The organism is Acinetobacter sp. YH12099 (genome assembly GCF_013419195.1).
Classification (GTDB): domain Bacteria; phylum Pseudomonadota; class Gammaproteobacteria; order Pseudomonadales; family Moraxellaceae; genus Acinetobacter; species Acinetobacter towneri.
Map to the genome: position 1 here is coordinate 235,191 of NZ_VPAP01000002.1, position 24,438 is coordinate 259,628.

At 41.3% G+C, this 24,438-nt stretch carries 22 protein-coding genes; 10 read left to right on the forward strand and 12 right to left on the reverse strand.

Annotated elements, in window-relative coordinates:
* The first annotated feature begins 442 nt into the window (after positions 1 to 442).
* From FTU39_RS02800 to FTU39_RS02810, 3 genes are all read left to right on the forward strand, one after another.
* Positions 443 to 1,693: an exonuclease SbcCD subunit D C-terminal domain-containing protein gene (locus FTU39_RS02800; RefSeq protein WP_180051704.1), complete on the forward strand. Its 1,251-nt coding sequence runs from the start codon at positions 443 to 445 to the stop codon at positions 1,691 to 1,693.
* A gap of 9 nt (positions 1,694 to 1,702) precedes the next feature.
* Positions 1,703 to 5,314: an AAA family ATPase gene (locus FTU39_RS02805; RefSeq protein WP_180051705.1), complete on the forward strand. Its 3,612-nt coding sequence runs from the start codon at positions 1,703 to 1,705 to the stop codon at positions 5,312 to 5,314.
* 139 nt (positions 5,315 to 5,453) lie between these two features.
* The gene (locus tag FTU39_RS02810) at positions 5,454 to 5,729 is read left to right on the forward strand and encodes a hypothetical protein (RefSeq protein ID WP_004975329.1); all 276 of its coding nucleotides are present in this window, start codon (positions 5,454 to 5,456) and stop codon (positions 5,727 to 5,729) included.
* 360 nt (positions 5,730 to 6,089) lie between these two features.
* Here FTU39_RS02810 and FTU39_RS02815 read toward each other — a convergent pair whose 3' ends face one another.
* Complete coding sequence (locus FTU39_RS02815) at positions 6,090 to 6,779, reverse strand: YggS family pyridoxal phosphate-dependent enzyme (RefSeq protein WP_131261727.1); 690 nt, start codon at positions 6,777 to 6,779, stop codon at positions 6,090 to 6,092.
* Positions 6,780 to 6,903: 124 nt separating this feature from the next.
* On the opposite strand from FTU39_RS02815, the gene FTU39_RS02820 reads away from it, so the two are divergent.
* Together FTU39_RS02820 and FTU39_RS02825 are read left to right on the forward strand one after the other, a co-directional pair.
* Positions 6,904 to 7,941 (forward strand): type IV pilus twitching motility protein PilT, encoded by a 1,038-nt coding sequence (locus FTU39_RS02820; RefSeq protein WP_004975327.1) that lies wholly within the window; start codon positions 6,904 to 6,906, stop codon positions 7,939 to 7,941.
* 21 nt (positions 7,942 to 7,962) lie between these two features.
* Positions 7,963 to 9,081 carry a PilT/PilU family type 4a pilus ATPase gene (locus FTU39_RS02825; protein WP_104852406.1) on the forward strand — a complete coding sequence of 373 codons (1,119 nt, stop codon included), beginning with the start codon at positions 7,963 to 7,965 and terminating at the stop codon, positions 9,079 to 9,081.
* A gap of 72 nt (positions 9,082 to 9,153) precedes the next feature.
* Here FTU39_RS02825 and fur read toward each other — a convergent pair whose 3' ends face one another.
* Complete coding sequence (gene fur, locus FTU39_RS02830) at positions 9,154 to 9,591, reverse strand: ferric iron uptake transcriptional regulator (RefSeq protein ID WP_004975325.1); 438 nt, start codon at positions 9,589 to 9,591, stop codon at positions 9,154 to 9,156.
* A gap of 118 nt (positions 9,592 to 9,709) precedes the next feature.
* Between fur and FTU39_RS02835 the strand changes: the two genes are divergently transcribed.
* Positions 9,710 to 10,108 carry an outer membrane protein assembly factor BamE gene (locus tag FTU39_RS02835; protein WP_004975323.1) on the forward strand — a complete coding sequence of 133 codons (399 nt, stop codon included), beginning with the start codon at positions 9,710 to 9,712 and terminating at the stop codon, positions 10,106 to 10,108.
* Positions 10,109 to 10,164: 56 nt separating this feature from the next.
* On the opposite strand, the gene FTU39_RS02840 is transcribed toward FTU39_RS02835, so the two are convergent.
* The 10 genes from FTU39_RS02840 to FTU39_RS02885 form a co-directional block, all read right to left on the reverse strand.
* Entirely contained in the window at positions 10,165 to 10,485 is a 321-nt protein-coding gene (locus tag FTU39_RS02840) for an RnfH family protein (protein ID WP_004975319.1), read from the reverse strand.
* A complete protein-coding gene (locus tag FTU39_RS02845) occupies positions 10,482 to 11,567 on the reverse strand; it encodes a hypothetical protein (RefSeq protein ID WP_004975316.1) in 1,086 nt (361 codons plus the stop codon). The genes FTU39_RS02840 and FTU39_RS02845 overlap by 4 nt, the downstream gene beginning before the upstream one ends.
* 145 nt (positions 11,568 to 11,712) lie before the next feature.
* Complete coding sequence (locus tag FTU39_RS02850) at positions 11,713 to 12,168, reverse strand: bacteriohemerythrin (protein WP_154320417.1); 456 nt, start codon at positions 12,166 to 12,168, stop codon at positions 11,713 to 11,715.
* 263 nt (positions 12,169 to 12,431) lie between these two features.
* Positions 12,432 to 13,280, reverse strand: coding sequence for a class II glutamine amidotransferase (locus tag FTU39_RS02855; protein WP_096902262.1), 849 nt, complete (start codon positions 13,278 to 13,280; stop codon positions 12,432 to 12,434).
* Positions 13,281 to 13,429: 149 nt separating this feature from the next.
* The gene (locus tag FTU39_RS02860) at positions 13,430 to 14,230 is read right to left on the reverse strand and encodes a GNAT family N-acetyltransferase (RefSeq protein ID WP_026438333.1); all 801 of its coding nucleotides are present in this window, start codon (positions 14,228 to 14,230) and stop codon (positions 13,430 to 13,432) included.
* Positions 14,231 to 14,439: 209 nt separating this feature from the next.
* Positions 14,440 to 15,345, reverse strand: a complete 906-nt coding sequence (gene argB / locus FTU39_RS02865; protein ID WP_004975310.1) for an acetylglutamate kinase — start codon at positions 15,343 to 15,345, stop codon at positions 14,440 to 14,442.
* 10 nt (positions 15,346 to 15,355) lie between these two features.
* Entirely contained in the window at positions 15,356 to 16,798 is a 1,443-nt protein-coding gene (locus FTU39_RS02870; protein ID WP_004975308.1) for a phosphomannomutase/phosphoglucomutase, read from the reverse strand.
* A 219-nt stretch (positions 16,799 to 17,017) separates the two neighbouring features.
* Positions 17,018 to 17,470 carry a dUTP diphosphatase gene (dut, locus tag FTU39_RS02875; RefSeq protein ID WP_004975307.1) on the reverse strand — a complete coding sequence of 151 codons (453 nt, stop codon included), beginning with the start codon at positions 17,468 to 17,470 and terminating at the stop codon, positions 17,018 to 17,020.
* Positions 17,471 to 17,567: 97 nt separating this feature from the next.
* On the reverse strand, positions 17,568 to 19,607 hold the full coding sequence (locus FTU39_RS02880) for a UvrD-helicase domain-containing protein (RefSeq protein WP_004975304.1): 2,040 nt from the start codon (positions 19,605 to 19,607) through the stop codon (positions 17,568 to 17,570).
* Between the two features lie 169 nt (positions 19,608 to 19,776).
* Positions 19,777 to 20,430, reverse strand: coding sequence for an OmpA family protein (locus FTU39_RS02885; protein WP_004975301.1), 654 nt, complete (start codon positions 20,428 to 20,430; stop codon positions 19,777 to 19,779).
* Between the two features lie 256 nt (positions 20,431 to 20,686).
* On the opposite strand from FTU39_RS02885, the gene FTU39_RS02890 reads away from it, so the two are divergent.
* The 4 genes from FTU39_RS02890 to minD all read left to right on the forward strand — a co-directional run bounded on the left by FTU39_RS02890 (position 20,687) and on the right by minD (position 24,437).
* Positions 20,687 to 21,613, forward strand: coding sequence for an acyltransferase (locus FTU39_RS02890; RefSeq protein ID WP_004975299.1), 927 nt, complete (start codon positions 20,687 to 20,689; stop codon positions 21,611 to 21,613).
* Positions 21,614 to 21,628: 15 nt separating this feature from the next.
* On the forward strand, positions 21,629 to 22,687 hold the full coding sequence (locus FTU39_RS02895; protein ID WP_004975298.1) for a hypothetical protein: 1,059 nt from the start codon (positions 21,629 to 21,631) through the stop codon (positions 22,685 to 22,687).
* 143 nt (positions 22,688 to 22,830) lie between these two features.
* On the forward strand, positions 22,831 to 23,556 hold the full coding sequence (minC, locus tag FTU39_RS02900; RefSeq protein WP_004975296.1) for a septum site-determining protein MinC: 726 nt from the start codon (positions 22,831 to 22,833) through the stop codon (positions 23,554 to 23,556).
* 68 nt (positions 23,557 to 23,624) lie between these two features.
* Positions 23,625 to 24,437, forward strand: coding sequence for a septum site-determining protein MinD (minD, locus tag FTU39_RS02905; protein WP_004975294.1), 813 nt, complete (start codon positions 23,625 to 23,627; stop codon positions 24,435 to 24,437).
* Position 24,438: the final 1 nt, after the last annotated feature.

Genomic DNA, 24,438 nt, shown 5'->3' on the forward strand with positions numbered 1-24,438 from the left:
AAATTGATTTTTTTTTCATGAAATTGTCAACCGAATACAAAAGCCTGACGTTATATAGGCTACAAGGTCACAACAACCGTTAATGTGTATGGCATCCACAATATTTTCGGTGACCTGACTAAAGCAATAAATCGCATACAGTCATGCTTTGAACAGCAGCCAAAGCTTTACTGTATCGCAAGTTTTTCTTTGACCGACGATTTCATCATCACTCGAATCGTCGGTCTTTATTTTTTAAGGTCTTTTTTTAGCCTTTCTAACATCAGTATTTTAACTCTCTATATTTTTCTATACAGATCACGACAGATTTTACTTTCCCTTCTCTTTAAAATCTCTGCGACCTAAATTGTCGCTTTAAAAGCAGAAAACTGGTTTTTTGCCGCAGTGTTGCGCTCAGTTATGTTAAGTTATCCCATAATTCAACATCAAGATTGGAACACGCATGGCTGTTCATTTTTTACATACGTCTGATTGGCATTTGGGGCAATTTTTCCATCACCATGAACGTGAATATGAACATACTGAATTTTTAAATTGGCTCTTAACTCAAATTAAAAGCAAACAGCCGAATGCCCTGCTCATAGCAGGCGATATTTTTGATGTGGTCAATCCTGCTTCGAGCGCTCAGAAACAGCTCTATCAGTTCCTTACCGATGCGCATGCGCTTGCTCCACACATGCAAACCCTAATGATTGCAGGCAATCATGACTCTGGCTATCGCATTGAGCAAGTGGAACCTTTTTTAGATCGTTTCAACGCCAAAGCTGTGGGCGTAATTGGCAAAACAGCCGAGCAAAAATTAGATTTAGATAAACTCCTAGTGCCTATTTATGACGCTGCGCAAAATATTGTGGCATGGTGTCTGACCCTGCCCTATTTACGCAGTGCAGAAATTACAGGTTTAAATGAACATAGCAGTGACAATCAATCTGCGGTTGCTTACTTACATCAACAACTGATTGCAGAAGCCAAAGCCCGTAAACAACCCGATCAAGCCCTGATTTTAATGTCACATGCACACATGCAAGGTGGCGAAACTTCCGACTCAGAACGCCCCATTGTAGTGGGGAATGAAGAAGCCTTATCGACTGCGCTGTTTGATGAGGTGATTGACTATGTCGCACTCGGACACTTACACAAACCGCAACAGGTCGGACAGCCACACATTCGCTATAGCGGCTCACCCATCCCTTTATCATTTAGCGAGCTGAATTATAAACACCAAGTCCTTGAAGTTAGGGTTGATCCATTACAGGCAGATGCACAGCGTTTCCAATATGAAAGCTTGCTTATTCCACGTACGGTAGAGCTGCTTCGGATTCGCTGTGAACTTTCTGAATTAATCACCGAACTGAATAAATTGCCAAAAGATGAAATTGCAGAAGTTTGCGCACGGCATTTTTTAGAAATTGAATATATCAGCGATGCCCCGCCACCCATTGATTTACGCCAACAAATTGAACAAGCACTGCCTGCCAACCGCTATCGTTTACTGCGCATTGCACGACGCTTTCAAAACTGTGAAAACTCGAACGTGCAACAATCAAAAATTGATTTAGAGCCGCCTACGCCTGAAAAATTATTTTTAGATTTATGGGAAAAAATGGGCTATCAACCTGACCCAGAAGTGAGCCAAGATTTTTTACAGCTTTTGGCCGAAGCCCAACAAGAACTTGATCAGAATAAAGCTTAAGGATTTGCCATGAAAATTTTACGTTTAAGTTTAAATAATTTGGCATCTTTGGCAGGCACGCATGTCATCAATTTTGAAGATGAGCCACTGGCACAGGCAGGTTTAATTGCAATTACGGGCAAAACTGGTGCAGGCAAATCGACTTTGCTGGATGCCATGTGTTTGGCACTTTATGACGAAATTCCACGTTTGAAAGGTGCAACAGGCAGCCTGACCGATACCGCAGGCAAAGAAATTTCCTTAAAAGATTCTAAACATATTTTACGTCGTGGTACGACTTCTGGCTTTGCAGAACTTGAATTTATCGCGCTTGATCAAAAACGCTATTCGGCACGTTGGCAAATTCGCCGTGCGCACAATAAAGTGGATGGGAACTTAAAAGTTGAACGTGCCATCACCTGCTTAGATGAACAACGGGTTTTAAATCAAAAAATTTCTGAAGCTACGCCGATTGTAGAACAACTGATTGGTCTTAGTTTTGAGCAATTCACACGCGCAGTATTATTGGCACAATCGGAAGTTGGGGCATTTTTAAAAGCCAAAGACCATGAACGGGCAGATTTACTTGAATATTTAACCAATTCGCAAATTTTTACCGAAGTCAGTAAACGTGCAGCCGTTAAATTTAGTGAAATTAAACAAAAGCGAACAGATCTTGAAAATGTCATGGGGCATGTGGTGCTCCTCAGCGATGAAACACTAAAAGACTTAGAAACCCAACAACATGACCTAAGTCAACAATTAGCTTTGCTGACCCAAACCGAAAAACTGTATGAAAATGATGTGAAATGGCACAAAGATTGCCATGAACTCTATGCCAGCACCCAAGCTAAAAAAGAAATATATGATGTTCAAGTCGATGCCGATCTTAAACTCGCCTCTCAAAAACAATTGCTCAAACATTTAGATGAATTTCAAACCATCCGCGAGCAATTTGTCTTGCGTCAGCAAGCAGATACCGAGCTAAAAAATCTGAATCAGCAGCTTTTGAAATTTGAACCAAACTTGCAACAAGCGGAATACGCACAACAGCAAGCGATTAGTCAGCAACAGCAAGCGGAAAAAGACCTTCAGGCATGGCAGCAGCATGTTGAACAATTGAAACCACAACTTGAAATTGCGGCACAGTTACAACATGAAATTTCTAGCAAACTTCAACAATATACCGCTTTGGATGCTGCACAAAAATTATTTGCAGAGCAGCAAATTCAGCCTGTGCAAAATAATTTGAAGCAACTGACGACTCAACTTGCAACCGAGCAACAACAACAGCAACATTTACAACAGCAATTCAAACAGACTGCGGCATGGGCAAATTTTGATGATAATTTAGCCCTTACGTTGCAACGTCTGCAAGATTATTTGCAGCTTGAACAGCAACTACGTCAGCAAAACCCTACGCTGTTCCAATCTGCATTAGATACTTTAATTGAGCAACAACAACATACACAGCAACAACTGTTGGTTTGGGAAAAACAATATCAACATCCTGAACAACTTGAGCAGCAACTCACGGCAGAGCAACAGCAATTACAACATGCTTTAAAGAGTGTGCATGTTTTAGAGCGCTTGCGACAGGCACTTGAACAATGGCAACAACAGACCACCCTATTTGAGCAGTTACAACAGCGTCAGCAAGAAACTTTAAGTCTGCAACAGCAGACACAGACTCAAATTCAAACCCAACAGCAGCAAGTGCAAATTACTGAACAAGCCTTGCAACAATTACAGCAGATTTTTGAACAGCAGCGTTTATTGCAGCATCAAAGTGTGCAGGATTTACGTGCCCAATTAAAACCGAATGAAGCCTGTATGGTCTGCGGCAGCCATGAACATCCGTTTATTCAGCATGAAAATTTACTCAGTGACGCTTTAAACCAATTGCAGGATCAGCAATTGCAGCAGGCCAAAACTGAATTTGAGCATGCGCAAAAACAGCTACAACAATTGGAGCGTGCTCGCAGTCAATACGATGCAACTTATCATCAACAACAACAACGCAGTCTTGAACTGCAACAGCAACTTGAACAACAACAGACATTGGTGCAACAGCTTGCAACATCCTTATCTTTAGATTTGGATGCAGCGCTGCCTGTTGCAAAGCAAATTGAACACGTACAGCAACATTGGGCAACAACACATCAATCCACTCAACACTTGCAGCAGAGTATTCAACAAGCAAACGATACCCTGAAACAATGGCGCAATGCTGCACAGCAGGCAGAACAACTCAAATATGCTATTCAACAACGCCAAGACCTCGCTCAGCGTTTACAGCCTATTTTGTCGCTTTTAGATGCAGAACAAAGACACGCTTGGCTCAATCAACCGATTGAATACTATCAAAATGCCTTACAACAGTTAGAGCAACGTCATCACTTGCAGCAGCAGCAAGTTCAACTGAGCAAAACGATTGAACAACTGACTCAACAACAGCAGCAAGTGCAAGAAAAGTTGCTATTTTTACAGCAGCAACATGCAGAGAAAACCCTACAACTGCAGCAGATTAAAACTGCAGGAAGTGAGCTGCGTGATCAAATTAAGCAGCTTACAAGAACTCATGCGGGATGTGAATATCAGACCTATCAAGAATGGCAGCAGGCTTTAGATCAGCAACAACAGCAACTCAATCTTGCACTTAGCACACAACGAACTGTACTTAATCAAGCAGAACAGGTGTTAAAAGACTTACAACTGCAAAAACATGGTTTGGATAGTAGAATTCAACAGCGCATGCAGCAACACACTGAATGTCAGCAACACATTGCAACGTGGCAAGCGACACACACGCATTTTCAAGCCAGCATCATTGATAAATGTTTACAGATTTCTTATGCCGAACATCAGCAAATACGCAACATGCTGCAGCAACAACAAAACAGTTTGGAGAGTGCTAAAACGGCTTGGCAAACATTGGAAGAGCAATATCAAAAACACTTAAAGCAACAGCCACAACTGAGTTTTGACGAGGTCACCACGCAACTGGCAGCGCTGCAAACAGACAAAGCCAAACAACAGCAAAACTATAATGAGATTGAGGCACAGCTACGCCTGAATAGCACCAATCAAGGGATTTTTGCTACCTATCAAACTCAAATTGAAAATATCAAAGCTGAAGAATATCGTTGGGGACGTATTTACGATTTAATTGGGCATAAAGAAGGGACAAAATTTAAGAAAATTGCCCAAGAACATCACTTGGATATTTTGGTGGAATACGCCAATCAGCAATTGCTACCACTGAGTTCGCGTTATCAATTGCATCGTATTCCTGACAGTTTGGGGTTAGCGATTATTGATTTAGATATGAACAGTGAAATTCGCCCTGTTCTGTCTTTATCGGGTGGCGAAACCTTTTTGGTTTCTTTAGCTTTGGCACTAGCAATTGCCAATATGGCATCTGGCTCAATGAAACTGGAATCGCTATTTATTGATGAAGGCTTTGGCACTCTCGACCCGACTTCCTTGCACATGGTGATGAATGCCTTAGACCATCTGCAAAGTCAGGGACGTAAAGTGGTGCTGATTTCGCATATTCAGGAAATGCACGAACGAATTCCTGTGCAAATTCAAGTCAAACCAGTGGGTGCAGGGGCAAGTGAAGTCAATGTGGTGGGTTAAAGCCAATACTGCCTAAAATCTGAAGATTATTTGTCGATTGAAGAATTATTGAGATGACTGTGAGATTTCAGATTTTAGGCTTCCATGAAGTTGTATTGAATTTATTTTAAAATCACCCACACTTTAAGTACTTAATTTTATGGATATAAAAACGATTATTCTCTTTGCTGTATTGCCCAGTTTAAGTATTATTTTTCTCACATGGTTAATACGTTTCCCTAAACCTTGGGTTTTTAAAGCGGTTTTAATTTTTGAAATCATTCTCACCGTCTGCACTTTAGTCATTGAGTTGGATGCAAGAAAAACACCTGGAAATAGCGGTTGGACCATCATTTTCACAGGCTTCTTTCAGTTCTGTTTTTTACTATTTTTACTGATTGCCCGTATTCGAATCTGGATAGAAAATAAATCTTGAATGTCTACTTCACCTATTTACTGGACGGAAGTGGCGCTTTCTAAAAATAGTGAAGGTCATTAAAAATAATCTACACAAGCCAAAACTTTGACAGCTTTACAGCATACATAACTAAAAAAGCCTCGACATCCTGTCGAGGCTTTCTAGATTCAGTTTTTGGTATAACTCCTGTCGTACCAAGCACTTCCGTGTTGTTCTATTTCTTATTCTTCTTATTTAGGAAACTCCCTGATTCCCGATAAGTTCATATTAAGAAAATCCAACCTTCAGCACTAGCCGCAAAATTCCGCATTTCATGTCAGCCAAAACGTACAAGATAATGTTTGCAAAATCTTGGCAGATTCTTTGTTCATCTAGCAATTAAGCCTTGGAATAGTCACGTGCACCAAACAATGCTGTACCAATCCGTACCATAGTTGAACCTGCTGCAATTGCGGCATTTAAATCGCCCGACATCCCCATACTCAAAGTATCCCAATCTTCAGGTTGTGCATGTTGTGCTTTCACTGCATCAAACAATTGTTTGGCATCTTGAAAAGCTTGAGGATGATCAGGTGCAGGAATCACCATCAAACCGCGTAGTTTTAAATGCGGTAATTGGCTGATCTGTCGGACTAATTCTGCAACTTCGCTCGGCTGACAACCATCCTTCGTGTCTTGCGCATCAATATTTACTTGTAAACAAATATTCAGGGGCACTTGTTGAGCATCGCGCTGATTCGATAAACGCTCGGCAATAATCAAACGATCTACCCCATGCACCCATGCAAATTTTTCTGCCAAATGTTTGGTTTTATTGCGCTGCACATGCCCAATAAAGTGCCATTCAATTTCTAAATCACTCAGGGCCTGCATTTTATCCAAAGCTTCTTGCAAATAATTTTCGCCAAAAGCGCGCTGCCCTGTCGCATACATTTCACGCAAGGCTTCACTCGGATGAGTCTTAGACACTGCCAACAATTGCACCGTATTTGGCTCGCGCTGTGCCAACTGGCATGCCTGTTGAATTTGTTGCAAAACCTGAGTGCGCATAAGCTGCAGATTATTCATTGATGCATTTCTCATTTCATTCATCTTTTTTTACCTTGTCCAGCAACTAACAGTTGGTTAAGCTGATGGAAAGCCGTATTATTCTATCAAAATAATTAAGATTTAATTGATCTCGGGGACTTTCATGGATATTACAGAATTATTGGCGTTCTCCGCTAAAAACGGCGCTTCGGATTTACACTTATCTGCGGGCATGCCACCACTGATTCGTGTGGATGGTGAAATTCGTCGAATTAACTTACCAGCATTAGAACATAAAGAAGTACACAAATTAGTGTACGACATTATGAATGATAAACAACGTCGTGATTATGAAGAAAATCTAGAAACGGACTTTTCTTTTGAAGTCCCAGGCGTGGCTCGTTTCCGTGTGAACGCATTTAACCAAAACCGTGGTGCAGGTGCAGTATTCCGTACCATTCCTTCTAAAGTTTTGACCCTTGAAGATTTAGGCATGGGACAAATCTTTAAAGATATTTGTGAATATCCACGTGGTTTGGTATTGGTGACAGGCCCAACAGGTTCAGGTAAATCAACCACACTTGCCGCGATGATTGACTTTATTAATGACAATCGCTACGACCATATTCTGACCGTCGAAGACCCAATCGAATTTGTACACCAATCTAAAAAATGTTTGGTTAACCAACGAGAAGTACACCGTGATACGCATGGCTTTAACGAAGCATTACGTTCGGCACTGCGTGAAGACCCTGACATTATTCTAGTTGGTGAGATGCGTGACTTAGAAACCATTCGTTTGGCACTGACTGCTGCTGAAACGGGTCACTTGGTATTTGGTACGCTACACACCACCTCTGCAGCAAAAACCATTGACCGTGTGATTGACGTATTCCCTGCCGAAGAAAAAGACATGGTACGTGCCATGTTGTCTGAATCTTTACAAGCCGTCATTTCACAATCCCTGCTCAAGAAAAATGGTGGTGGTCGTGTAGCTGCGCATGAAATCATGATTGGTATTCCTGCAGTGCGTAACCTGATTCGTGAAAACAAAGTAGCTCAAATGTACTCGGCAATTCAGACTGGTGCCAACTACGGTATGACCACCCTTGACCAGAGTTTGAAAAACTTGGTATCGCGCGGTGTGATTAGCCCACAAACGGCTCGTACGGTTGCAAAACAGCCTGAATCATTCTTATAAGTTTAAAATTCGAGATACGCGATGGACTTTAATGATTTACTGAATTTAATGATTCAGCAAAAAGCGTCTGACTTGTTTATTACAGCCGATGTTGAACCTTCCATGAAAATTCATGGACAAATTGTGCCTGTAGCCAAAAGTAAACTTACAGGTGAAATTGTCGGTCAGCTGCTTAACTCAATTATGAGTGAAAAACAGCGCAAGGAATTTGCCGAAACCCGTGAATGTAACTTTGCGATTACCAACCGTGAAAAAACAGCACGTTTCCGTGTCAGCGCATTCCAACAACGTGATGAGCCGGGCATGGTACTCCGTCGGATTGAAACCAAAATCCCGACCATGGATGACTTGAAACTGCCACCTATTCTCAAAGATTTGGCGATGACCAAACGTGGCATCATCATTTTTGTAGGTGCGACAGGTACAGGTAAATCGACCTCTTTAGCGTCTATTATTGGTTACCGCAACCAAAATTCCAAAGGTCATATCATTACCATTGAAGACCCGATTGAATTTGTGCATGAACATGCAGGCTGTATTATTACCCAGCGTGAAGTCGGGATTGATACCGACTCCTTTGAAATCGCATTAAAAAATACCTTGCGTCAAGCGCCTGATGTAATTCTGATTGGTGAGATTCGTTCCCGCGAAACCATGGATTATGCAATTGCCTTTGCCGAAACAGGTCACTTGGTATTTGCCACCCTACACGCCAACAACGCTAACCAAGCAATTGACCGTATTATTCACTTCTTTGAAGCAGACCGTCATAACCAGTTGTTCATGGATTTATCGCTAAACCTGAAAGCGATTGTGGCACAGCAGTTAATTCCAACCATTGATGGCAACTCACGTCGTGCTGCGATTGAAATTTTAATTAACTCACCACTGATTGCAGATTTAATCCGTAAAGGTGATGTGCACGAAATTAAAGACCTGATGAAGCGTTCACGTGAGTTGGGTATGCAAACCTTTGACCAAGCTTTATACGACCTCTATAAAGCCAAGCAAATTAGCTACAAAGATGCACTTAAACACGCCGACTCGCCAAACGATTTGCGTCTACAAATCAAACTTGCAGAAGAAGGTGGCGAGCGCTTGTTACATGCAACTTCGAATATTACCTTCGATGGGCAATAACTTCGCAACAATGCTTAAACACAAACAAAATAGGCTTCCATACGGAAGCCTATTTTTTATGCTTACAGCAAATTATTTCTTGCGTAAGGCTTCACGACATTCTGGCGCATCACAATAACCATATAAATTCAGCGAGTGCCCTGTGAGCTCAAAACCAAATTTCTCTGCCACATCATGCTGTTCTTTTTCAATGGTATCGTTAATAAATTCAACCACTTTGCTACAGTTCAAGCAAACCAAGTGGTCGTGGTGATCTTCCTGCATAATTTCAAACACAGAATGATTGTTCTCAAAATTATGACGCTCAATAATGCCTGCAGCTTCAAACTGTGTTAACACACGATACACAGTTGCTAAACCCACATCTTCACCCTGATCGAGTAAAGTTTTGTAGATATCTTCTGCACTTAAATGATGTTGTTTTGAATTTTCTAATAATTCTAAGATTTTAATTCGTGGAAGGGTAACTTTAAGTCCAGCTTTGCGTAATTCTTGATTTGAAATAGGCATGAAAAAAGGTCTCTCAACAAAATTAAAGTTGGAATATGCAACAAAGTTAAGATGCAGTATGATCTAACACTGGATCAAGATCAAATGCATCATAATTAATTTGGGATAGTGTAGCAAAATGCAAAAAATCATGTTGACGTTATTGGTCACTTCACTGCTCGCAGGCTGTTCGACCTTGGGCGTTTATAAAGTCGATATTCCACAGGGTACACCTTTAACCCAAGCTCAAGCGTCTAAAGTCCAAGTCGGTATGAGTCATCAACAAGTCCGCTTTTTGCTGGGCAGTCCTACCATCGCCGACCCGATGAATCCATTACGTTGGGACTACATTTACAACTATATCCCAGGAACTTATGCTAAAAAAGCCAAGATCCCTGCCGCGCATGGTCAGCATTTGAAAATCTTTTTCAATCAAAATGGTATTGTAGAAAAAGTTGAAGGATTGGAAACGATTCCAGAATCTCAACCAGGCCTACCAGGATCGAAAGAAGCGATTCTCAACGCGCCACCACTATAGCCGCTTTAGAATAAAAAGAAACCCCTCACTGAAATTCATCTGAGGGGTTTTTTAAATCATTGCAATTGTCTCAAGCGATTGCTTTTGGCATAACGCCCTACTGGGTTCTTTGCGGCACGTTTACGACGAATATCTTTCGGGTTAATGGTCAAAGCACGATAAATCTCAACCCTATCACCTGCTTGTAATACATGCTGCGGCTCAACCCGTACACCAAAAATACCCAGCATCAACGGTTCAGGTAAAGTCGTTGCTGTCACAAGTCCACTCTGCTGAATTGCATCCAGTACAGTCATGCCCTGCTGAAATGCGACAGCCACATGCCATTGTTGTTCGGGTGTGGCATACGCCACCCAAACCTGCGCCATTTGACTCATGCGATCCACTGTCCAATTAACGCCACCATCGCCACTACGATAGATACAGGTAACACCACACGTACCGCAATACGCCAAATGTTATAAAAGGCTTCACTGCTAAAGTTCATGGCTTTACGCAAATGGCTGATTTTCATAATCCAGCCTGCAAAAATAGCGTAAATCAAACAAATAACTAAGCCCCAAAGCAATAAGGCAAAATTAAATACAGGACTAATGGCAGGAATTGCCCAAGCCAAAGTTGCTGCAATCAATACAACCCACTGAATCGCAACCACCATTTGACGTTGTGCCAATTGTTCACGTGCCAATTGTAATAAAACCGCTGCTGCTGCAACAGTTGCCACCACCAAAGCCAATGCTGGAATTTGTGCTTGCACGGCAAAGAATGCAAAAGCAACGACTGCCAATAGCTGAGCAATCCAAATTGGCAATACCGTTGAAGTTGCTGCAGATTGTTGCTGTACTTGCGGCAAACTAGTTTGCCAGTACAAGCCCATGCCTAAACCACTGGCCACCAAAGCCAAAACGGTTGCACTGCCCCATTCGCTAAACTCAATTGAGGTGACTTGCCATGCAGGGAGTTCTGAACCCATCACCATCGATAAAACCAAAGCCGCCACAACAGCAACAGCGGTACATAGCAATAAAATTTGACGCGGCACTAATGACAATGCCAGTGCGAAAATAGCCACAATCACAAACAAGACATGACTAGCCAAGTCTGCAGCGGCATATTGATTTAAAATTTGCGCAGCATTAGACAACAAACCGCCTGCTAAAAATGGAATGAACACCACTGCAAGCCAGCCCACCAAACGCCATTTTTGAGAAGCATCGGCATCACGGGTTAAACTTAAAAGTGCTTGTAATGCTGTCGTTTTTGAGCGTTTGGCTAAGGCAATTTCCAAATAAGTAATCGGTAATGCCAAAATCAGCATGGTTGCTAACCACAACAACCAAAAGTCGAGCTGACGCTCAACCTGAATACCTGTCATTGGTGCGAGTGTGGCAATAATAATGAATGATAAACCAAATGCCATCAGCGGCGATAACCATCGTGACATAGCATTGTCCTGCATGACGCTGTCCTAATAAAAATCTACGGCTATTTTGCCTTTGTCATCAAGGAAAAGCAAAACCTCAAAAAAGAAAAAGCAAACTATCGTTAGATAGCTTGCTGCGCAAATTTATAATTTTTATTCTTTCATTTTTATGGCTTCAGACTTATGAGAAGAAACGAGCGAACCAGCCTTTACCTTTCTTCTTCTCATTTTCCTTAATAATACCCATCATATTCTCTTTCACTGCACCGACATAATCGGCGTCATCGTGTTGAATATGATTAATTAACCATTTTGATAAAACTTCATGCAATTCGCCTTCAATGGATTGTCCCATTTCAAAACGATCACGATAAAACTCAATTTTTTTAATGAATAAATCATGTACACGTTTATGTGGTACGCGGTATTTATAACCCGCTTCTTCTTGTAATGATTCTTCAAACGTAAAATGCGACTGGGTGTAATCAATAATATTATCTAAAATCTGCTTTACACGTGCTCGATCTGTACCATCGCTAATTTCAACAATTTCATTAATATAATCGAGGATACGTTTATGCTGATCGTCAATCACATCGATACCAGTGTTGTATTCTGGAACCCATTTCATCTTCATACGACCACCTTACAGAAATAAATGATTAATCACATTGCGGAATGGTAGCCGTATTTCCCATAAATAAAAATGAAGCGAATTGGTAGGGATTGGTTTAAATCGCACAAAAACAACACAAGACATTGATTTAAATAAATTTTAACAAAAATACCCGACTAAAAGAATCAATTATTAATTAACCAATTTATACATTTTCATTCTTGATTTAATTGAATTGTACAATAATAAAATGAATATTTTTCAACCACACATACCCGTATAAATTAGTATTGATCCGCTTTGGTGATCCGTCTTAATTCAGGATTTAAACGCTCACGTTCCAAACGCGCAATATGTGTCATTTGGGTTTTAATTGGGCGTCCATGTTGAAATAAAATCATTTCACCTGGCTGAAATGCTGTCCATGTTTCATTTTGAGTCAAGGGTTCAGTGGTAATCACTGCCACACAATCCTCTGCTGTAGTAACTTGGCTAAAATCGACCTCAACATCTAAATCAATTAATTGTGCAGGTTGAAATGGATAAGCACGCACCAACCAATGTAATTTGGTCACCGCATAACTAAATAATGCCTGACCATTGGACAAACAAAAATTAAAAGTGCCATGTTCTGCAATTTTAGGAGAAATTTCGGCTAACAAGTCAAAAATTTGCGTCAGGCTAGGCTCATCATAACCAAAACGATTTACCAATTGATCTAACAAATAACAAAATGCACGTTCACTGTCGGTATTACCCACTGGGGTAAAACGACCTGATAAACGTGGATGAAAGTCATGTAAATCACCATTATGGGCAAAAATCCATTGGCGTCCCCACAACTCACGACTAAACGGATGCGAATTTTCTAAATTAATTTTGCCTTGTGTCGCTTTACGAATATGGGCAATCACATTACGCGATTTAATGGGATAGTTGCGGATCAATTCTGCAATGGGTGATTCCACTGCAGACTGGTTATCGACAAATAAACGGCAAGCTTTATCTTCAAAAAAAGCAATGCCAAAGCCATCAGAATGATCTGAGGTGATTCCTGCGCGCTGCGAAAATCCCCGAAATGAAAAGGTAATATCGGTAGGTGTCGCACAATTCATTCCAAGCAACTGACACATAAGGCCTTATCTTTATACAAATAATGAAATTATCTGATTATTGTGCATCAGCCATGTGGATAATTCAAATCTGAAAAATATAAATAGATTTCTACAGTACCACTTCATAGATATGCAGTGCTGTAGAAATCTCTGCTTAATTATTCTAGTTAAGATGCTTTCACTTTCTTTTGGCGAATAAAATGTTTCGCCATTTGTTTCACATCTAACAAAACAAAATAATCTAGACAGTTAAACTCACGGTCATAAAATGCTTGCTCAGACAGCTTAGCATTCATTTTCAGATAAACATCAAACAGTTTAGGTATTCGTTCATCTTGGCTAAAGCTATGACTTGGACAACTTGGCTCAAACGGCTGCTGTGACTGAATATCGCAGCGTTGATTTTCTGCCAATTGTTGAATCGCTTGATGGGTATGATACGCGCGTGCTTCATTACCTTCCAAACGAATACTGACACAGCCAATCATGTGTTTGGCACGCATTTCCCATAACACTTTAGGCACTAAATTCAGCCATAAAATAGAGAGTGTTTTGCCTGAACGATAACGTGGATGCACACAAGTACGCCCCATTTCGACAATATTCGAGAGATGCCCTAACTCATCTATAATTTTAAACTCGTGCGCACTATAACTGTTGGCTAGCTCATGCCCTTGCCAAAGTTTTAAACGAGTATAAGCAACAATTTCACCCGTAGATTTATCTCTGAGTACGGCGTGTTCACAGCCAAAATCGTACAAGTCCTGATCTAAACCCGATTCAAATTCAATGCCAAATTGCTTGGAAAATTGCTGTGCACGAAAGCGCTGTACTTCTTGTAGTTGCTTTAAATTTTCAACCCATTCAAACGCATATTGCGTAGCTTTGCTGTTTTTTTTCTGTGCTTTACCCACTTTAACCATAGGAAAGCTAAACTGCTGACGATACTGATTTAATTTTTGTAGCATCATAGATACCTCATGTTTTCTCCTACACTAGGACAGCAGCATGACACTATGATGACCGCGATTTTAGCGACTACAATTTTAAGATTGCAGGATAGGTGCAAAGCAATTTCAAGGATGCTGAATCAACAAAATTTCAGTTTCTTGCCGTAAATTTGACATAAAAAAGAGCTTCAATTGTGAAGCTCTTTTAGGGATCATCTTATAGAGTTTTATTTACGCGTTTGGACACGGTTGGTAATTAATGTTCCCACACCATGATCAGTAAAGATTTCCAATAAAGTAGCATGTGGCACACGACCATCTACAATATGTGCACTGATTACACCGCCTTTAACTGCATCCAATGCACAACCCACTTTTGGAATCATGCCACCGTAAATCACGCCTGTATCAATTAAACGATCTACTTCCTGCGTAGTCAAACCAGTTAACAGGTTTTTATTTTCGTCTAATACACCCGTAATATTGGTCAGCAAAATTAACTTTTCCGCACCCAATGCTTCGGCAACTTTACCTGCGACTAAATCGGCATTAATGTTATAGGTATTGCCTGCATCATCGACACCTAAAGGTGCAATCACTGGAATAAAGTCGCTGCTGGTAAACATTTCCAACACGTCGGTTTTGACACCCACCACTTCACCCACCAAACCAAGGTCAATTTGTTGTACTTCGCCTGTTTCAGTAGTTTTTTGCATCAATAATTTTTGTGCGCGAATCAAGTTACCATCTTTACCCGTCAAACCAATGGCACGACCGCCATGTTGGTTAATCAGATTGACGATAGATTTGTTGACGCTACCACCCAAGACCATTTCTACGACTTCCATAGTCGTAGGATCGGTGACACGCATGCCATCAATACGGTCAGACTCACGTCCCAATTGCTTGAGCATAGAATCCACTTGTGGACCACCGCCATGCACCACAATCGGGTTTAAGCCTACAGTCTTTAACAACACGATATCACGAGCAAAAGAACTTTCCAGCTCAGGATCGGTCATGGCATTGCCGCCATATTTCACAACAAGGGTCTTGCCCGCAAAACGTTGAATATACGGCAAAGCTTCAGTCAAAATTTGCGCTTTGTCGATACCAGTCTGTTGATGTGGCATTCGCCTCTCCTTATTGAGCATCTAAAATGTCTTGGGCGATTTCAGGGTATCGCTCACTTAACATGGAAACAAATGTATCGCGAATATCATTCAGTCGTGATGGATTATCGGCATCAAAACGCACCGTAAAATATTCGCCTGTATTGGATGCTCGAATAATGCCAAATCCATCTTCAAAATCAAGTCTTACACCATCTATTTTACTTAATTCTGCACCACTGCGATGGCTAGAACTTTCAACATCATTTAAAACCGCACTCGGTTCAATATTCCGTGTGCTGATATACGTGTCTTCAGTGCAGCAACGCTCAGGGTATTTCTGCATCAATGCCGAAAGGCTGCTGTAATTACTGTGGCTTAAATATTCCAACACACGCAGCGCTGCGTAAATACCATCGTCATAGCCAAAACCACGTCCATCATTGAATACATAATGTCCTGCGTATTCGCCACCGAACACAGCCTTGCCTTGCGACTGCGCCAAATAACGCCGCAAGAAGGTACTGCCCGTGCGAATCATCACCGCTTCGCCACCCAAATCACGCACGGTATTGCGCACCATAGTGGAGCATTTTACATCAAACACCACTTGATGCTGAGGATGAGTTTTTAAACACATTTCTGCAAATAAAGACAGCAAACGATCTGCTGAAAGCACATTGGCATGTTCATCCAAGAGGACGACACGATCACCATCGCCATCTAAAGCAATGCCAATGTCCGCCTGATGTTCACGCACCGCAGCTTTTAAATGTTGTAAGTGTTTTTCTTGTGATGGATCGGGTGCATGTTCTGGAAAATGACCATTGGCTTCGCAGCGTAAAGCAATCACCTCACAGCCCATTTTTTGCAAAACCAAAGCAGCGCAATGACCTGCCGAACCATACATCCCATCTAAAACCACTTTAAAAGTGCCCGCCAGTTGAATATCGTTCAACATTGCCTGCTGATATTGCTGACACGCATCTTCAATAAATTCATGTGAAATATTGGTGGCGTGTTGTGAGGCGATGGATGGTGCTGCATCGGTATTTAAATAATATGGCGCTGCATCGTGTGCCACGTGTTGAATCATTTCAGGGGTTGGCGGTTCGCCCTGCACAATCCATTTAATGCCGTTGTCTGATTTTGGATTATGACTGGCCGTAAGCATAATGCCATTGCCTGCCGTGTGTCGTGCCATAAAATACAACATCGGGCTAGAACAACAACCCACCATCGTCACTTGAAATTGATGGGCAAGAAAGACTTGGCGCATAATTTCAGCATAAGCGGGGCTATTTAAACGCGCATCATAACCAATACTAATTTGAGTTTGCTTTTCTTGTTGATATTGTTGCACCAATCCTTGTGCAATGGCGTGTACCAATTTCGCGGTCAGCACAGTTTCTTTGCCACGAATGTCGTAAGCGCGAAAAATATGCTGAGGAAAAAGTGTTTGTGGATTGTTCATAGGCTTACAACTACAAAGATGAGCCAACATAAAGTGAATAAATCTTGGCTCGAGATATTTTGAAAATTCTAATTAGATTTTTTAATAGATGTGCAATGGTCTCATCAGAGCTAGTGATTTACTTGTCATTATTAGTACATCTTTCGTTACTTTTCAAGAATTGTTGGTAAAGTTTCAGATAAAACTTTACCAAACGATATAGGCTGAAACCTAAGTAACTTAGTTTTTGCCCGTATGCCCAAAACCACCTGCACCACGTTCGGTGGCAACAAATTCATCTACTTGTTCAAACTTGGCCTGTACCACAGGAACCAAAACGTATTGCGCTAAACGCTCACCAGGTTCTAAGCTAAATGCTGTTTGGCTACGGTTCCACACCGAAACCATCAATTCACCCTGATAATCTGAATCAATCAAACCCACCAAGTTCCCCAACACGATGCCATGTTTGTGACCCAAGCCTGAACGCGGCAAAATCATGCCTGCAAAACCTGTATCTTGAATATAAATCGCTAAACCTGTTTTGACCAAGACTGTTTGACCCGGCTCAATCACGGTGCTGCTGTCTACACAAGCACGTAAGTCCAAACCTGCCGAACCTGCGGTTGCATAAGTTGGCATTGGCCATTCTGTGCCTAAACGTGAATCTAAGACTTTAACTTGAACTTTCATGAAGTTTATCCTGTTTTTAAATTTTCAATTTTCTTTCGATTTTCGATGTGCCATTTGATGCTGTACTTGCATCAATGCCCTAAGTATTTTCAAAAAATTAGCGCTTGATTAAGGCACGTAAATTTTCCAAATAATGCTGTGCCTGTAATTTCGGATCGACATCACCGGCTAACTTTTTCTTACGTCCGAGCCATTCCAATTCATCTTGTGGTAATTCATCCAAAAAACGACTTGGGGTCATTTGTTTCATTTGCCCGCCCGCTTTGCGCTGCTCTGCCAAAGTAATGGTTAAGCCCTGACGTGCACGAGTAATCCCCACGTACATCAAACGGCGTTCTTCCTCGACAGTATCTGCCACAATTGAGTTTTTATGCGGTAAAAGCTCTTCTTCCAAACCAATCAAATACACGTACGGAAATTCCAAGCCTTTGGACGCATGCAGGGTGAGTAAATTGACTTTATCAGTGTCTTCTTCTTCCTGTTGCTGTTCGAGCATATCGAGCAGCACCATTTTACGAATCACGCTTTCAATATTCTTTTCATCGACATCTTCAGCACGGTTAATCAAACTTTGGATGCTGCTATATAGAACTTCGATATTATCTAGCTTGGTTTTTTCCTGCGCAGGGGTAGCTGCTTGCTCTTTAATGTAGTCGATATAACCTGCTTCGAGCATCATTTGACGGATGATTGGCACAGGTTCATCATCTTCCAATAAGTTACGCGTAAAATTGCTAATAAAATCTGAAAACTCTGCCAACTGCGTCGTGGCTTTTTTCGGAATTGCCATGGTTAGGCGCTGATCACCTGCAGCAGCCAATAATGACAAATGGTTTTCCTGTGCAAACAGCCCTAGTTTTTCCAAAGTCACAGGACCAATCGCGCGTTTAGGCGTGTTAATAATGCGTAAGAATGCGCTGTCATCTTCAGGGTTAATAATCAGACGCAAATAACTCATGATGTCTTTGATTTCAGCACGTGCGAAGAATGACTGCCCCCCCGAAAGCTTGTAAGGAATTTGCATTTGACGTAATTGGGTTTCCAGAATACGTGCCTGAAAGTTCCCTCGGTACAAAATTGCATAATCTTTCCAGCTTTTACCATTCATCAGTTTATGCGTGAGTAAGTCTTTAACCACGCGTTCTGATTCATCATCATCATTGCGGCATGTAATTACCCGAATCACTTCACCATGACCTTTATCTGACCACAGTTTTTTGTCAAAAATATGTGGATTATTGCCAATGACGGTGTTGGCCGCTTTTAAAATGCGACTGGTCGAGCGATAGTTTTGCTCAAGTTTAATCACTTTTAAATTCGGGAAATCATCTTTCAGCAAGGCCATATTTTCAGGCTTCGCACCGCGCCAAGCGTAAATCGATTGGTCGTCGTCACCTACCGCAGTGAACTGCCCCATTACGCCCACAAGTAATTTCACCAAGATATATTGTGCGGTGTTGGTGTCCTGATACTCATCGACCAATAAATAACGAACACGGTTTTGCCACTTGTCACGCACTTCGGCATTTTCTTGCAAAAGTCGTGTCGGCATTACAATTAAATCATCAAAATCTACCGCGTTATAGGCACGTAAATTACGTTCATAAAGTTGATATAAATGTGCAAACTGGATGTCTTCTGGCGTTTCGCAGGTGGTATGCGCCTGCTCTGGTGCAATCAGATCATTTTTCCAGTCCGAAATCATCTTCATGGCTTTGGCAATCAATTCTTTGCTTTCTGCACCCGACAAATTATCGCGGTGCATTAAATCCATCAGAATACGTTTACAGTCATCGGCATCCAAAATAGAGAAGTTGGCTTTTAACGGCGTGTGTTTTAATTCAAAACGTAATAAATTCAGACCAAAGGTGTGGAAAGTCGAAACCGATAATCCTTTAGCTTCTTCACGTGACAACAATTTGGTCACACGCTCTTTCATTTCTCGTGCTGCTTTGTTGGTAAAAGTCATCGCTGTAATACGATGCGCAGGAATCCCGCAATGCTTAACCAAATAGGCAATTTTTCGGGTAATCACCGAAGTTTTGCCTGAACCTGCACCTGCAAGCACTAACAAGGGTCCTTGAGTGTATTTCATCGCTTCAAGTTGCTTGTCGTTTAACTGACTTGCCAGTGTCATAGTATTTCCTCTATTTCGGTTCGAGCTCGATTATAGTCATCTCCGCCAAAGATGACTAATCTAAAATGCTACTTTAGACGTCATTGTCTATTTGCTGAGTAGACCCTAGAAATTGCTTGCATAAAAAAACCGCCCGAAGGCGGTTCTTTACAATCTATACAATGCCAGATTATTGGATTGCATAAATGCTGATTTCTACACGACGGTTTTGCTCACGACCTTCTGCAGTAGCATTCGATGCGATTGGGTTTGCAGCACCGTGACCTTGTGCATTAATACGTGAAGTTGATACACCACGGCTAGCCAAGTAGTTTGCAACCGATTGTGCACGTGCTTGTGACAATGGAATGTTGATTGCGTCGTTACCAGTGCTGTCAGTAAAACCTGTTACCAAAATACCGCTCTTGTTATCTTGGGTTAGCGTTTGCGCTACTTTGTCCAAGGTAGAATAGAAGTTTGGTTTGATGTTTGATTTGTTAGTATCAAACGTGATGTTACCCGGCATGATCAAGCCAACAGAACCATCGGCATTACGGTTTACTTCTACGCCTGTACCAGCCATTTGTTGACGAAGTTGTTTTTCTTTATTGTCAAGATAAACACCCGCAGCAGCACCCACTACAGCACCAATTGCTGCAGCACGGTTGTTTTGTGCACTTGTATTTGCGTTACTTTTAGAGACCCCATAACCTGCAGCAGCACCAATTACTGTGCCTAACGCAGTTTTGTCATATTCCATACCACCAAGGTTGTTACCAGTCGTTTGACAACCAGTTAAAACCATTGCCCCTACGACTGCTGCCGAAATTGCTAATGCACGCATGGCATGCCTCCTTACTTGTGTTTTGTTGTATATGCTGAATATTGAATGAAAAAATATACTTAGACCATTGATTTTTTGTTAATAAAAAAACTTTTACTTACAAATATACATGATCATGTACAAATCTTGGTATAACTTCATCACAATTTCTACACACTTTCACTTCAACACTTTTTTATTTTAAAAACAACATTTATATTGGAGTCATCTACAAACACGTGACGCATTGGACGATTTATCTTCAGGATTGATTTATATGTCATCGCAAGCAAAGAAACACCCTTTATTAAAAAAAATCACAAAAGGTCTCACCGTGGGTACAGTCATCACTGGCAGTACATTTTTTCACGGCCCTCCTGTGTTGGCTTTGGGCTTAACCAAACTGTTAAAGCAGTCACGTAAGGTCGATGAAACCAATATTCAAATTACCAACAGTTGGCTCAGTGTAAACAACTGGCTGATTGATCATGTATTACCCAATACCCAATGGGATATCAGCATTGATGAAGATTTGCAACTGAGCATGCAAGGTCGTTATCTCATGACCTGTAACCATCAAAGTTGGGTCGATACCACAGTAAATCAGTATTTTGGCTTAACCCGTATGCCATTGACCCGCTTTTTTACCAAGTGGGAACTGATCTTTATTCCCTTTGTAGGACAAGCCTTTAAAATTTTAGGCTTCCCAATGATGAAGCGTCACAGCAAAGCACAAATTGCCAAAAAACCTGAGCTGAAAGACCGCGATATGGAAGAAGCGCGTAAAGCCTGCCAACAGTTATTAAGTCAGCCCTTTACCCTGCTGAATTATTTAGAAGGCACACGCTTTACCCAAGAAAAACATGATCAACAACAATCGCCTTATCAACATTTATTAAAGCCAAAAGCTGGTGGTTTAGCTTTGGCATTGAATATTTTGGGTGATCAAATTGATGCCTTGGTAGATATGACCATTGTGTACCCAGATGGCGTGCCGGGCTATAGCGAGTTTTGGTTAGGTGAGGTGCCGCGCATTGCGGTGAATTTACGCAAAATTAATATTCCAGCTTGGGTGTTGGGCGGCAATTACGAAGATGATACTGAATATCGTGAGCGTTTTCAGCAATGGGTGCATGAACTGTGGCTGGAAAAAGATCAATTGATTGAAAGCATGCAACAAAAACTTGCAGCTCCGACTGCATAACCATTCAGGTACGCCATGAAAAAGTCTGAAGAACCTGTCATCAAATCCTCTTTTCATCCCCTGCGTAAAGATTCATGGGGATGGAAAATTGCCTTGGCTTATGACTTGTTTTTGATGGGTTTAATCATCTTTAACTTGTTCTGTTTAAGTGCCAATGCCATTTTAATGAGTGATTTTGGCGAATGGTTGTTCGATTTTATTCGTCTACCTGAAATTTTACAGTTTTATCGAACAGAATTGCGCCCTTGGGTGGTGATTACCGAAGGCTGGTTTACCACGTTTTTAATTGTAGAGTTGGGCGTGCGTTGGGGTATTGCAATTATTTTCAAACATCATCAGCGTTGGTGGTTTTTCCCGTTTATTCACTGGTATGAAATTCTTGCAATTATTCCGCAATTGCGTTTTTTACGTTTATTACGTGCCATCGCGATTGGTTACAACCTGCATAGCCATGGCTATAAAGTCATTCCAGACAGTTGGTATAAACGCGGCAACTTTTACTACAACTTGCTAATGGAAGAACTGAGTAGCCGTGTGGTGCTCACAGTACTTAATGGTGTGCAACGTGAATTGACCACCAGTACCACTCACAAACAATTTATTGATGATTTGGTCGAGCATCATCGTCAATTACTCGCGATTGCCCTAGCCGATATTTTGCAGGAATCCTTAGGCAAAGAATTACAAATGCAGCGTCACATGATTGCGAAAAATGTCGGGTTGGTGGTGAATCAAGCCATTGAAGATACGCCTGAACTGACGCAATTGCTGCGCCTGATTCCATTGGTCGGTGGACGTATTGAACAGCAAATTCAAAGTATCGGACAACGATTGGGCGAAAATATCACCCAAGGTTTAATTGAACCTTTTGCACAGCAGCATCAACAAGTACAAAATCCAACTTATCAAATGATTGCTGAAAAAATTAGTCAGATTGAGATTGAACATAATCAGCATATTGATAAATTAGTGGAATCAGCGATATTTGAAAGTTTAGAAGCAATTCGCAAACAAGTAAAAGTTAAACAATGGCAACAAATTTTAAATGAAGGACAACAACACGATATTTCATAAAGGTCTTTCGATAATTTTAGCTAAAACAATGTGAAATATTTTTAGTAACTGAACTAGAGAATTCACCCAATTTGTTCTAGGATTTGCTCTATTTATAAGATGACTTCAACAACCAGCAAAGTTAGAAGTGTTAAGGAATTATTATGGCTGACATACGGATAAAAGGCAGATTGGTCAATGCGATTCGCATTAGCTTAGACACCAATGATCATGATGCGATCCGCCAGCAACTAAGCCCAATGTTGCAAAAATCATTTCCTCCAGGGGTTTTGGTGGTCATTGAAAGTTCAGTCGAACAAGAATTGATTGCGCTAATTCAATTGCTAATTAGCCTAGAAGCACAGCCAATTGCTGTGACTGAAGGCATTATGGCAGATCAGGCACGTGCTATTCAGTTCCCTGTCATCCCGCAAGACCGTCCATTGCAGGAAGTGAAAGCCACCAAAGAACAAGTGGTTGAAGTAAAACCTGAACCTGCGGCAGAACAGCAACAGACGGAAAATCAAGTTGCTGAAACTACACCTGCTGTAGCGCATATTACGTCTTATCACGATGAAATTTTGCGTACAGGTCAATGCTTGGTACAACATCAGGGCGACATTATTTTAACCGCAGGCATCAACAGCGGTTCTGAAGTGATTGCTTCAGGAAATATACATATTTATGGTAGTGTACGTGGTAGAGTCATTGCCGGCGCGGGCGGGAATATTGCGGCACGAATTTTCTGTCATTCCCTAGAAGCAGAATTGGTATCTATTGCAGGCACGTATTGCGTGGCGGACGATATTCCTCAGCATGTGACTAAAAAACCTGTGCATATTTACTTAAATGATAACCAAGAGCTTGTATTTGAAGCTCTACAATTTTAATGTATAAATAATCACCAAAAATCCCCAAAAAATATAGGGGAATTTAAACCATAACAGGAGTGGATTCGGTGGCGAAAATTGTTGTCGTAACATCAGGCAAAGGTGGCGTAGGTAAAACCACTACAAGTGCATCTTTTGCAACAGGTTTAGCCCTACGTGGTCACAAAACTGTTGTTATCGATTTTGACGTGGGTTTACGTAACCTTGACTTAATTATGGGTTGTGAACGTCGCGTTGTTTATGATTTTGTGAATGTTTTAAATAATGAAGCGCGTTTACAACAAGCATTAATTCGCGATAAAGATATTGAAAACCTTTATATTCTTCCAGCCTCTCAAACCCGTGATAAAGATGCCCTGACCGATGAAGGCGTGGCACGTATTATGGATGAGCTTGCACAAGAGTTTGATTACATTATTTGTGACTCACCTGCTGGGATTGAGCGCGGCGCTATTTTAGCGATGTATCATGCCGATGAAGCGATTATTGTGACTAACCCTGAAATTTCTTCAGTACGTGACTCTGACCGTATTATTGGTATGCTAGACAGCAAAACTAAAAAAGTAGAACAAAACGAAGGTCGTATCCGTAAGCACCTGTGTATTACACGTTACAACCCAGAACGTGCCGATAAACAAGAAATGCTGACGATTGATGACATTTCTAAAGATATTTTACGTGTACCTACTTTAGGCGTAATTCCTGAATGTAAGAGCGTACTTCAAGCATCAAACGAAGGTAAACCTGTCATTCTGTATAGCGATGCTGCTGCAGGTCAGGCTTATGATGACTTGGTTGCACGATTCTTAGGTGAAGAACGTCCGTTTCGCCATATTGAAGCGAAACCTAAGGGCTGGTTAGCACGATTATTTGGAGCGTAGA